Genomic DNA, 12423 nt, shown 5'->3' with positions numbered 1-12423 from the left:
GCTTTGATTATTTTTACAGCAATAGAAATCTATCGAAAATTAATGAAATAAATAGACAATGATGTTGATTTTTCATAAGGAAAAGATGAGGAGGTGAACGATTTTTATCAACATCAGTTATATGGAAGGAGCAGAATTTATGAAATATAAATTAGATCGGTAATCCCATGATTACCGAAGGTTTGATAAAGAAATCAAATCAATGACAGTATTAAAAAAAAGAGAGGAAGTGAAAAAAATGTGTAAAGTGAAATGTCAAGATTGTGCATTATGGGCAAGTGATAAAGTTTGCCAATATTGTGATCATTATGATTACTTTAGAGATGCTTATCGTTGTCGCATTGATGACAAAAGAGTGAGTCCGTATAATTATTGTTCACATTTTAAAGGTTAAAGATCATAAAATTTATATGAAAGGAAAAGATAATCATGAAGAAAATAAAATGTCAGGATTGTGTATTATGGACAGATAAAATGTGTAAATATTGCCAAAATTATAAATATAAAGACTATCATCATATTTGTATAAAAGATAGTACAATTATAAATCCGGATGATTATTGTTCATCATATAAGAAAATATAATTGATAATCATTCGTTGATGCTATTGTTAGTGTAGTATTTATCCTTATCTCTTTGTGGGTATAGCTTTTATAAGTTGTACCCTCTTTTGAATGTAGCAGATATGTGGTAAAAGATGACTAAACAATTCTTAGCATCGTATCTGTCATGAGATATATCATGCATATAATAAGAATGAGTATGTAAGAAAGCCAAAATATATTTGAATCCCATGTGCAAAATAACTTACCTGGTGTAATATGCGAGGTCGACAATAAATGATGGATTTTGTTTTTTCTATACGATTATAGAGTTATATATGATATTCTTAGATAGAGAGGGAGATAAAGATTATGGATACTGAAAAAGAGAAAATAGATTGTTTAAAAAGAATTTGTTTAGAGATTGATAATGGCTTTTTAGGAAAATGGTATAAGTTTATAGTTCTTATATTAAGAAAAATGAATCATTATGAAATGACACAACTTTATTATCAAAAACAAAAAGATGGTCCTTATTATCTAGCTACGTTAGATGATTTTGATTATATAGAAACAGGTTGGACTGAAGATGATTTTTATGATGGCCCATTTGATACGTATCAATTGCGACAGGGACATTGGAATCAGTTTTATGTAGAAATCAAAAATAATCAGACATTTGAATATAAGTATGATTATATTTTGGAATTGGAAGATGAAACATTTAATGAATATCTTATGAAATTTGAAAGACAACATTTTGGTAAACTTGCGAATTATATGAGAATTTAATATGATGAAGATAATATTTATTTATCTATACCTCAAATGACCGCTTTACCAGGGACCCAAGAGCATTATGAACAATGGATGCAGTTTTATAATTTGGAAGAAAGAAATCAATCTATACAAGAAACAATACAGAGCATTGCCAATACATTCAATCATATGTTAGATGATTGGCATAAAATTGTATTGGGAATTTTCTATGAGGCAGAGGATTATCAGATAAAAGTTTTTTATCAGACATCATCGTTAGATCAGTACCAAGAATTTACGGATAAAAAAAGTCTCGCTAGACAACTTACTGAAGATGTTGAACATCTTTATTTAAACTATGTATTAGTAAAACAACCATTTACAAGTATGACATATATGTTAGAAGATACTGGTTATCTGGATATTCAGTTGAAAAATGAGCCCATAAAAGATATATCTCAATATATAAAAAATTGGCAAAACAAGTATATATAAAAATATATAAGCTTATCAAAGAGATAGGCTTTTTTAATGTCATGGAAAATAGAAAAATTAAAAATGGGAACTTTTTTATGTGTTCTCCTTAATAAGTGAAAGGAGGAGTTAAGCATGAAAAGATTTATATTAGATGAAAGTCGTTTATTAAACATTGATGAAAAAGATTTCAAAGAAAAAAGAAAAGATTATGTCTGTCATTAATAAACGCATTATGATGTACATTTCTAATGCTTTAAGTAAAGAAAAAATAGTAAATGTTGAAGGGAGAAAATGAAAGATATGAATGAAGTCAGCTATGCAAAAGAATTATTAGATCAGATCATCTGCATATTAACCACTATATGTCATAAAGATACAATCAAAAGATTTCAATATTTAAAAGAAAATGTTTTGTTTTATCAAATTGATGAAAATTCTCATCAGACTTATACAACAGAGAGTGTTTTCACTCATCAAATAAGAGAAATAGAAGTATTATTAAGAACACATTATTGTCATTTTCCTCCAGAAAAAATAAACGAAACATATGAAGAACTGAAATCTATCATTTTCTTATCAAAGATGGATACAAGTCAAAAATCACATGTGATCATTCATGAACTGGTTCATTTATTGTCCTGCAGTTACTATCAAGTATATGGTGATTTATTAATCAGAAAAGTAGGTATCAATTCGTATATCTATTTGAATGACCAAAATCAATATGAAAAATATCATGTGATTTATGATATAACAAATGAATTATTAACAGATTATATTGCTAATATCTTAAATTTCAAAATAGCTGGTAAACAAATATTACCAGAACAAAGATGTTTTTCTAGATTATCTTTTGATGATTATATGAATAAACAACTTCAAGAAAGTCATGTAAGTCAAAGAGATTTCATAAAAGCTTATTTTGAAAATGATATTTCATTGATAGAGGATATTCTAGGTGAAAATATGAGTTGCTTTGAAGACAAATGTTTGACATCATTTCGTCAACATCAGCAGCTTATATAATGAGGAAAATAATGAAAAAGAAACAAGAAAATACATTATTAGTTAAACGTAGAAGAATCTATCATGATATAAAAAAACTATATTATCATTTAAGAGAAATCATATGCTTTAGAGATCTCTTTCTTGAAGAAAAGTCAAACACTTATTATTCAAAAGGAAGAAAATATTTGATAGAAGATAAGTATAGATATTCACTGATATATTTCTATATCAGTTATTGTATACGAAGACATGTTTATGGTGATAGTCATCATCAAACAATAGAATCTCTAGGTTGGTTAGTTGTCAGTGAAATAGAAATGAAAAAATATAAAAAGGCTTTAAAAGTGAATCAAAAAATATATGAAATCAAGAAAGAAAAGATCATTCAAAAAGATATGACTTATTATTGGGTTTTAGATAATTTTAGAGAAATTTATGAAAGAATGGGTGATGCTCAAAAAGCCGCTGAATATTTCTGGAAATGTTATGATATGCTTCATCAATGAAAATGGGATTGATTTGATGAGGATTTCTTAAAATGTGAAAAGAGGAAAAAGTTATGAGTAAGGTTAAATGTCAGGACTGTTCGTTATGGGCAAGTGATAAGGCATGTCAATATTGTAGTCATTATATATATTTTAATGATGCTTATCGTTGTGATATTGATAATCAAAGAGTAAGCCCAAATGGTTATTGTTATCCTTTTAAAAGTTAAAGGAAAGACAAGTATAAAGTGATATCAAAATATCATTAATAAAGGTTGAATCAAAAGATAACGAAGATATTTTATGGAGTTATCTTTTGATTCCTATGTTAAAAAATAAAAGAGGATGGATGTTCTTGTTTATTATTTTCTGATCAATCATTATAATAAATATATATAGTGAAATATTAGTTTTAATAAAATAGTTAAGCAATATTGATAATAATATAGCTGTACAAGAATTCTTCTGTAATAAAAAATTATAGAAGATAAGGGCAGGGTGACAAAATGAATTTCTTTAATAAAAGCAAAATGAAATTAAGAAAACAGTTTTATGAGGATAAGATTGTTGCATATGATCAACAAGCTAATCTTTATAAACAAGAAATGAAATATTCTCAGGCATTACAATTGCATAAAAAATGCTATGAAATGGCATATGAGCTTTATGGGAAACATGCCATAGAAACTTTTATTTGTCTGAATAATTTAGGACGAACTTACGCAGATGTAGGAGATTATTCTCATGCATTGGATGCAGCTTTAGAAGTTTATAATCATTTAAAAGATATTTTAGATCATAGTCGTCCAGAATTTATTATTATTTGTTATAATCTTGGTTTATCATATCAGGATGTTTCTGATTATCAAAAATCATTAGAGATGTTTAAGCAATGTTATGAATTGTCTAAAACATATTATGGAATGAAAAATAGAGATACGTTACTGTATTTGTATAGTCTTGGGCTTGCCTACAATGATATTGGAGATTATCGAAAAGCATTTGATATCATTCAAGATACTTATCATATGCAAAAAAGTACTTTAGGTGAAACAGATATAGATACATTAAAAAGTTTTCATGAATTAGGTGTTATTGGTCATCAATTAGGATATAATCAGGAAGCTTTGCATATTTTAGAAGAATGTTATCGTATACTAAAAAGAGATTATGGAGATCAAAATAGTGAAACTTTATCTACTTACTCTGATTTAGGTAAACTTTATTTGGATATGAAAGAATATTCAAAAGCAAAAGAAGTTTTTTTTAAAGTCTATCAAATAAGAAAAGAGACTTTAGGAGAAACACATGTTCATACACTAATCACTTTAAGTGACTTATGTATCTTATACTATCGAATGGGTGAATATAAAAAAGGATTAGAGATAGCTGAAAAGGCTTATAGACAAATGAAAGAAGCCTACGGTGAAACATGTGTTCAGTGTTTAGATTTACTACAAAACTATATACGTTTTATGATTAAGAATCATGATATAGAAAAAGCAATTTATTATCAGGAAAAGTTATATCATCTTAAAGAAAAGAAATATGGGTATAAGGATTCAAAAACATTAGAAACACTTCATGATTTAAGTTATTTATATGATTTAAATAACCAATATTTAAAATCTATAGAATTAGAAGAAAAATGCTATGTTTTTAAAAAAAAGGTATTGGGTGAATCTCATATTGATACATTAAAAAGTTTAAATCAGCTCGCACAATTCAATAATGATGCAGGACATTATGAAAAAGCATTGCCATATTGTTTAAAAGCTTATGAATTAGAAAAAAAGATATTTGGTGAAAAAGATGAAACATTTATTCATACTTTAAGTATGTTAGCACAACTTTATCTTCAGTTAGCTAACTATGAAGAAGCATTAAATAAGTATGAAAAATGTTATACTTTACAAAAAGAAGTTTTTGGTGAGAACAGTGATGATGCTTTAGAATCTTTGATAAATATGTATGTGATCAATATTATGATTGCTAAAACAAAAGGGATAAAAGAAAATGAAAATCAAGCTTTTCAGCTTTATAATCAGATAGAAGAACATTTAAAAAATAAGGATTCTAGCCAGTTCTCTCAAATTATACAAATGATTTTGCCATTTATGTCTTCTATGTCACAAAATCAAAAACAATCTTCTCAAACGATTCATTTGTTAGAACAGTACTACGAGCAATTAAAACAGACAAAAGGATCACTTTATCCTGAAACGATAGATGTTTTACATATGAATGCTCAAGCTTATGATTCTTGTGATCCAATGAAAGCAAATCAGCTATATAATGAGGCCTATCAATCATATTGTCAGGTTTTAGGTTCTGAACATATTCATACACTTCTTTGTTTAGCACAATTAGCTTTGTCATATCATAAAATCAATGATTATAGTCATTTTGAAGTGTATGCCAAACGTTTTTTTAAAGATATGAAAAAACAAATCTATCAACATTGTTTATTAGATGAAAGTTCTTATAAAGAGTTTTTACAGTCTTTGATAATTTTAGTGCAGTTTTATCAATCATATTATTTTAATCAGGGAGGAAGTTTAGAAGATTATAGCTATATTGCTGTCTATAAGAATATTGTTCAAGATATTGAAATGTATAAATTTCAATTACAAAATATGCCTGCATATTACCAAAATGTAAATCAGTTGCGTGAATTGGAAAATCAGATAAAAAATGCAACTGAAGAAGATTTTGTGGATATAGAAAAGAAAAGAGGTTATGTACTTGAACATCTTGAATTTATAACTCAAAAATATCAACATCAATTATTTTTAGATATTGATTCTTCTATGATTCAACAAAAACTTAAAGGAAATGAAATTATTTTAGATTATTTTTTACTTCTTAATCAACAGTATGGATTAATTATGATTGGTAAAAATGTTTTTCAAAGTTTTATTGTTGAAAAAGAAAATCATTATGGATTAGATAAAGTTAAAAATCATTTAGATCATATCCAGCATATCTATATATGTCCGGATGGAGATTTATATCATGTTTCTTTTGAAAGATTCATTGATAAAGACATCAGTTATCTTTCTTCACCAAAAGGATTGTTTTATGAAGGAAATAGTCATACAAATCATGATATCATATCATTTGTATCACCAGATTTTAATGATTCATTAGATGATGATGGTTTTAATCAGTCAAGAGGTGAAGGAAAGAAATCATCACTTCCTGGTAGTCTCGTAGAAGGACATTATATTCAAAATATATTTCCAGATGCTAAAATTTATAGTGGGAAGAAAGCCAACGCAACTGCATTTTTAAATGTTAAGAGTCCATCTGTTTTGCATGTGTCTACACATGGAGAGTATCTGGAAAATGAACAGAATATCATGGAAAGAGGAAGATTATGTCTGGCAGGTTATAATCAGACAAATCATAAAGAAGAATATAAAAATGGTTATGTATCAGCGAATGATATTCAAAAAGATATGAATTTAAAGGATACAAACTTACTAGTATTATCAGCATGTTTAACTGCGAAAGGAGATGTATTGCCAGGAGAGGGTATCTATGGCTTAAGAAGAGCGTTTGAACTTGCCGGTGTGAAAACAATGTTGATTACAGTAGAAAAAATTAATGATCATAATGCTGCTATTTTTATGAAAATATTTTATCAAAAGTATCATGAAAATAATAATGTCTATCAGTCATTTCTGGAAACAAAGGAATACTTAAGAGATGATAGTCATGCTTTAAAAGAATTACAAATCTACGTCAATGAATTTCCAGAATATGTGTCAAATGTCTATCCAAAATCATATAGATTTATAAAACGACATTTGGAAAGCTATTTGCATTTATGTTTAGAAAAAGGATATCTTTTAAGAAATGAAAAAGATAAAGAAGACTGGAATGGTTTTATCATTCAAGGAAAAATAGAATAAGGAGTGAAATCAAATGATTACAAATATACGTATTAAAAAGATGAACAATGAAACAAGATTGAAAGCTTTAGCTAGTATTGTGTTTGATCATGTTTTTGTGATACATGATATAAAAGTTATTGAAGGAGACGATAAAACATTTATAGCTATGCCATCATTTCAGAAGAAAAATGGAGAATGGGTAGACGTCTGTCATCCTATCAATCAGGAATTTAGAACAGTATTGGAACAAATTCTATTAGCTTGTACAAAAAAAGTATATGAATCAGAAAATGATGTCATTAATTTTGTATCGCAATATGAAAATGTTCCATTATTAGAACAGGTACCAGATGATTTTGAAATTGAAAATGAAGTGAAATAAGGAATCCCAATAAAAATGGGATTTTTTATTTGTTTTTATCTTAATAAGTGAAAGGAGGGAAAAAGTTATGTGTAAAGTGAAATGTCAGGACTGTTCATTATGGTCAAGTGATAAAGTTTGTCAATATTGTGATCACTATTCATACTTTAGAGATGTATATCGTTGTGATATTGATGATAAAATTGTGACTCCAAATGGTTATTGTTATCGTTTTAAAGGTTAAAGGAGAGATGAAATGAAGAAAGTGAAATGTAGTGATTGTTTATTTTGGTCTGAGCATGGAAGATGTAAAGATTGTATAAATTCTTATTGTAAAGGAGGAAATTATTATTGCAGAATTGATGGTAAAAAAGTATCACCTTATGCGTATTGTAATGAACCATTTCCTTTTGTATAGAAAATGATAAGAAAAATGGGAATTTTTATATGTATTTATCTTAATAAGTGAAGGGAGGAAGAAAGTTATGTGTAAAGTGAAATATCAAGATTGTTTATTATCAGATAGTGATAAAGTCTGTCAGTATTGTACACGTTATGCATATTTTAGAGATGCTTATCGCTGTATTATTGATGATAAAAGAGTCGGTCCAAATCATTATTGTTCTCATTTTATGCCCAATGATTAACATGAAAAGTCATACATGATTATTTCATGAATGACAAAAATTCCTAAGTCTTTTTATAAAAAGGCTTAGGAATATCTCTCAAAATACACTTTTAAACAAATGGAGGTTGATAAAATGGATTTATATGACGAAATGAAACAAGCTCGAAAATATTATGCTGAAAAAAATTATGAAAATGCTTTAGAAATACTTCAACAATGTTTCGATTTTGTAAAACAGGAATATGAAAAAGGAGATAAAAGTGGATTAGATTTTCTTTTAAATGGAGATTCTTATGAGAAAAAAATGGATTATGAGAAAGCTTTAAGAATCAATAGAGAGGCCTATTCTTTATGTGGAATGATATGAGAGATTTAGAGTATTGTTACGATACGTATTTCAAAAAAAAGATAGAAGAGCAAGAAAAAGCTGAACAAGAATTAAAATTCTTGCTTAAACGCAGATGCGAGGAGGATTAACTTAATGGAACAAGTGATAATAAATGAGCAAGAACTTATTCAAGAATTAGTTGATGAATTAGCGAAGGAACAATCTATTTATTTAAGATATGTTGTTTTTAATACAGTCTTCTTAATGCTCATTTGTGTATATGCCATTTTTTATTAAAGGAGATCTTGAAGATGAATGAAGAAAGATATGAAGAAATCAAACGTATGGTTATAAAAAATGAAGAACTAGAACAAAATGCATTGATTCAATATTTATTAGAGAGTATTGATAATATGGCAAATCGACAGTTAACACAGGTGGCTTTTCTCGTTATAGAGATTATTGGATTGTTATTAGTTATCATTTGGAAGTTATTATAAAATATTTTGAGATTTCATAAGATAAAGTGGCATAATTTCTTCTCAAAATGATTAACAAGTTATGTCACTTTTTCTGATTATATCGTATTTTATTTGATGATATGCTAAAATATTTTATAGTATATAAGGAGGTGAAAGGGCATTTATAGTATGTATAAATGTCATAAATCATGAAGCAAAAAGACAACAAGAGAATTCAAAAAAAACAAGAGGAACCCATTGGTTTATTTTATATAAAACCTTTATTGAATTCAGATTATGATATTGATGAAATCGTTATTAATCCTAAGCAGATCGAAGAAGATATTCAAAAGACTATAGAATATATAGAGTGGGCTTTAGAAAATCAGAATGCAAGTTATTTTGATGACCCAGTGCATATCAAAGAGTTCTTTGAAAACTTTATTCGTTTATTTTACTTAAGAAATGAATTGTCTCCTTATCTTGTTTGCATTAATCAAAAAGAATATGTCAATATTTTTCAAAAAGGAGGGTGTTTTTGTATAACACCTGAAGCCTTTGTCAAATTTCCAAAAGAACATAAGTTTAATCGTTTATTAGACGATCAATGTCAAATCTTTATACCAAAACAGGTAGAATTAAATGTTAATCCCAATCCCCCTGTTGATGAGGAAAATAAAGAAGAAACTAAAAAAAATCCAAAACTTCCTTTTCATTTATTAAGAAAAATGGTCTTTGCAGATTTTCCTCGTGATATCAAAATAGATAAAACAATGACATTTGAAGAATATATTCATAAAATTGGTTTGATTTCTATCGCTCAGTTAGAAGAAGACTTTGATCAAATGATAACCTACCAATCTGATTTAAAATTGAAGTATTATTCGTTAGTGAAAATTAGAGATACGCCAGGATCAAAAAATCATATTTATAAAAACGATACAGCCTTTTTAAATGCAGTGACCCCTTATATTACAAACTGTCCTTTATATACTTCTAAACGTGCAACAGATCGTTCAAAAAAATATCTTGTTTTTCAATCTTATGGACATCTGAGTGCAAAACAGGTTTATGAATATTTTTATCAGCTGTACTTGTATATCTTCCGTGTATTTTACATAAAAATCATATATCAATGTCGATTGAATAGATCATTTCAATCAAAACTTGATTATTTACCTGAAAACCTTATTCAAGAAATGTCATTGGGTTATGGGTATGATTTGTATCTTGATTATGATTCAAGACATTGGAAAGGTGAGAAGAAAAAAGCTGCATCGAAATTCAATCAATCATTAACTGCTTTTGTGAATACATCATTTTATTATTGTATACGTAATAAAAAATTAAAAATCGAACATGATGAAGAAAAAAATAATACAATGGTATCAGATGAAGATCATGATGAAGGTGATGTCAAGTATAGTGATTTTCAAGGTGGAGATTTAGAATATAGTGAATCTTCTGCTGGCAATTTACAAAATATTGAAAATCAATTCAGTGACAATAAAAATATTACAGTTAATGATGTAGGAAATTTTGAACAGATAACAGGTTCAAAGAAATCTAAAAATCAATGGGATGATAACTTGAAAGACTTTTTTGCAAGCAAAGGTATCAAATCAAAATATGTTATGCAGTTATATAAAGAATATGCTGGTTTTGTAAAGAAACATTTACATCTCATCAAACAAAGTGAGGAAGATCATTTACAAAATATTCCTTTTTCATTTGAAAATCATTATTTAAAAACATTGAGTTTTATGAATAAATCTATTATCGAAAAAATGGAAGGAAAAGATATTGAGAGTTTAGATGCCATGAATAGTTATTATATGTTGACATTCATACATGATTTTTATGAAGAGTTGACTTCTCAAAAATATTGTCAATTAAAAAGTGAATATGAAACGATAAAAGATAAAAGTCAGAAAAAAGAAAAAAAGATGGAAATCATACGTGTTTTAAAAGGTCAGTTATGGCATTTGAATTATCTGATTTATTGTATAAAACTTGTGAATATAGGAAATCATGATGACGAAAGAAAACTCACACAAAAAGCTTTTAAAGAACTTATTCAAGAGAAATTAAAACAGGCACCAAGCAAAGAAGAATATATACGTCAATTATATAGCTATACTTTTCATTATTTAAAGTATAATTATGTGCCAATGCTTGATGAAAGTCCGTATTTTAAAGATGTATGGGATGAAAAGATAAAATCAAATATTGAAGATTATCTAGATATATTACAGCAAGATATTCAATCATTTTATAATGACAAAGATCTATATAAATTAGCTTTTGGTAATTCAGATACACCACATAATATCAGTCGTTTTATTTTTCATGTTTATCAAATAAAAAATATTTATATGGATATATTGGTAAGTAATCATTGGTTAAAAGTTATTGAAAATATTAATATGGAGGTGGAGAAAAATGAAGCAGACATTAACGCTTGAAGATATTGATGATTATGTCAAAGCTTTGACGGCTTTTTTACCAACCCCTGATCAAAGACAAATGATTGAAGAATATGCTTCAATTATTGAAAAAAATCCTCAATATCAAATCGTTGTACAAAGAGAATTGAATCTTATAGGAGTTCCTGACGCTTTCTTAAAACCACAGACTATTTGTATAAGTGATATTATTGAAAATAAATTAGAGAAATTAAAAATAATGGTTCAGGATCAGATAGAAAAGACGTTTTATGTTTCAACCTATAGAATGTCATTTGCTAGAGGAGAAGATGTTGATCTCAATCAAATTGGGATAGGTTATCAGGATCATGAATTAGATTTATATGTCCATCCTTCACTTCTTGATTCTTATTCGTTTATGCTTGTTAAGGATAATCAGAAGGTTTTACCAGATGAAATCATTGAAGAAGGTGGAGAAGGATATATTATATTTAATAATATTGATGAAGATGATGAATTTGAGCTGATTATAGTGAAGAAAGGAATTTGATATGGAAGAGATATTACAAGTTGTGGAACGTTATAAGGAAGTTATCCATACACAAAAGAAAGAAGACTTTTATGCATTATGGGCAAAGCGTGATGATTGCACCATGATTTCAGTGGCTCAGGTCTTTTGTGGTGTTGAAAGTATTTATCAGGATTTTTTAATAGATAGAATTCAAAAGAAGTATCTGGATATTGAACTTTTGACTCAAAATATAACAGTTCATCACATTCATGAAACGATGGCCATTGTGATTTTTGAATATCAGACAAAGTGTCTACTCAGAGAAACACAGGAAGCTTATGGCATTCAAGGCATAGAAACACAAGTCATGATCAAAGAAAATCAACAATGGAAATTATTACATGTTCATTATTCTAAAGCTTAAAAAAGGATATATTTTTATGAAATATGTGATAATGATATAGAATTGAAAAATTTATAGGATAGTCATAGAAATGGAAACAATACATGTGCGATGCTCATATTTATGAACAACAC

The 12423-nt window shown here is 27.4% G+C and carries 18 protein-coding genes; all 18 read left to right on the top strand.

Annotated elements, in window-relative coordinates:
- The first annotated feature begins 238 nt into the window (after positions 1 to 238).
- The 18 genes from ACZYT4_RS01685 to ACZYT4_RS01600 all read left to right on the top strand — a co-directional run bounded on the left by ACZYT4_RS01685 (position 239) and on the right by ACZYT4_RS01600 (position 12310).
- Entirely contained in the window at positions 239 to 394 is a 156-nt protein-coding gene (locus tag ACZYT4_RS01685) for a hypothetical protein (RefSeq protein WP_463781913.1), read from the top strand.
- Between the two features lie 35 nt (positions 395 to 429).
- Entirely contained in the window at positions 430 to 585 is a 156-nt protein-coding gene (locus ACZYT4_RS01680; RefSeq protein ID WP_463781912.1) for a hypothetical protein, read from the top strand.
- Between the two features lie 330 nt (positions 586 to 915).
- Entirely contained in the window at positions 916 to 1335 is a 420-nt protein-coding gene (locus ACZYT4_RS01675; RefSeq protein ID WP_463781911.1) for a hypothetical protein, read from the top strand.
- Between the two features lie 93 nt (positions 1336 to 1428).
- Positions 1429 to 1797 carry a hypothetical protein gene (locus ACZYT4_RS01670; protein WP_463781910.1) on the top strand — a complete coding sequence of 123 codons (369 nt, stop codon included), beginning with the start codon at positions 1429 to 1431 and terminating at the stop codon, positions 1795 to 1797.
- A 273-nt stretch (positions 1798 to 2070) separates the two neighbouring features.
- Positions 2071 to 2805 carry a hypothetical protein gene (locus tag ACZYT4_RS01665; RefSeq protein WP_463781909.1) on the top strand — a complete coding sequence of 245 codons (735 nt, stop codon included), beginning with the start codon at positions 2071 to 2073 and terminating at the stop codon, positions 2803 to 2805.
- An 11-nt stretch (positions 2806 to 2816) separates the two neighbouring features.
- The gene (locus ACZYT4_RS01660) at positions 2817 to 3293 is read left to right on the top strand and encodes a hypothetical protein (RefSeq protein ID WP_463781908.1); all 477 of its coding nucleotides are present in this window, start codon (positions 2817 to 2819) and stop codon (positions 3291 to 3293) included.
- A 53-nt stretch (positions 3294 to 3346) separates the two neighbouring features.
- Entirely contained in the window at positions 3347 to 3502 is a 156-nt protein-coding gene (locus ACZYT4_RS01655; protein WP_463781907.1) for a hypothetical protein, read from the top strand.
- A 276-nt stretch (positions 3503 to 3778) separates the two neighbouring features.
- On the top strand, positions 3779 to 7189 hold the full coding sequence (locus ACZYT4_RS01650) for a CHAT domain-containing protein (protein ID WP_463781906.1): 3411 nt from the start codon (positions 3779 to 3781) through the stop codon (positions 7187 to 7189).
- A 13-nt stretch (positions 7190 to 7202) separates the two neighbouring features.
- The gene (locus ACZYT4_RS01645; RefSeq protein ID WP_463781905.1) at positions 7203 to 7553 is read left to right on the top strand and encodes a SpoVG family protein; all 351 of its coding nucleotides are present in this window, start codon (positions 7203 to 7205) and stop codon (positions 7551 to 7553) included.
- A gap of 67 nt (positions 7554 to 7620) precedes the next feature.
- A complete protein-coding gene (locus ACZYT4_RS01640; protein WP_463781904.1) occupies positions 7621 to 7776 on the top strand; it encodes a hypothetical protein in 156 nt (51 codons plus the stop codon).
- A gap of 12 nt (positions 7777 to 7788) precedes the next feature.
- Positions 7789 to 7950, top strand: coding sequence for a hypothetical protein (locus ACZYT4_RS01635; protein ID WP_463781903.1), 162 nt, complete (start codon positions 7789 to 7791; stop codon positions 7948 to 7950).
- A 67-nt stretch (positions 7951 to 8017) separates the two neighbouring features.
- On the top strand, positions 8018 to 8179 hold the full coding sequence (locus ACZYT4_RS01630) for a hypothetical protein (protein ID WP_463781902.1): 162 nt from the start codon (positions 8018 to 8020) through the stop codon (positions 8177 to 8179).
- Positions 8180 to 8293: 114 nt separating this feature from the next.
- Positions 8294 to 8527: a tetratricopeptide repeat protein gene (locus ACZYT4_RS01625; protein WP_463781901.1), complete on the top strand. Its 234-nt coding sequence runs from the start codon at positions 8294 to 8296 to the stop codon at positions 8525 to 8527.
- Positions 8528 to 8641: 114 nt separating this feature from the next.
- The gene (locus ACZYT4_RS01620; RefSeq protein ID WP_463781900.1) at positions 8642 to 8785 is read left to right on the top strand and encodes a hypothetical protein; all 144 of its coding nucleotides are present in this window, start codon (positions 8642 to 8644) and stop codon (positions 8783 to 8785) included.
- Between the two features lie 14 nt (positions 8786 to 8799).
- A complete protein-coding gene (locus ACZYT4_RS01615; protein ID WP_463781899.1) occupies positions 8800 to 8988 on the top strand; it encodes a hypothetical protein in 189 nt (62 codons plus the stop codon).
- Positions 8989 to 9158: 170 nt separating this feature from the next.
- A complete protein-coding gene (locus ACZYT4_RS01610; protein WP_463781898.1) occupies positions 9159 to 11414 on the top strand; it encodes a hypothetical protein in 2256 nt (751 codons plus the stop codon).
- Positions 11392 to 11925, top strand: a complete 534-nt coding sequence (locus ACZYT4_RS01605; RefSeq protein WP_463781897.1) for a hypothetical protein — start codon at positions 11392 to 11394, stop codon at positions 11923 to 11925. The genes ACZYT4_RS01610 and ACZYT4_RS01605 overlap by 23 nt, the downstream gene beginning before the upstream one ends.
- A gap of 1 nt (position 11926) precedes the next feature.
- Positions 11927 to 12310: a nuclear transport factor 2 family protein gene (locus ACZYT4_RS01600; protein ID WP_463781896.1), complete on the top strand. Its 384-nt coding sequence runs from the start codon at positions 11927 to 11929 to the stop codon at positions 12308 to 12310.
- The last annotated feature ends 113 nt before the right edge of the window (positions 12311 to 12423 follow it).

The sequence above is a fragment of the Massilimicrobiota sp. mt181 genome (assembly GCF_055420065.1).
Note: the sequence above shows the minus strand (reverse complement) of the source record. Positions and strands in the feature narration are given on the sequence as shown.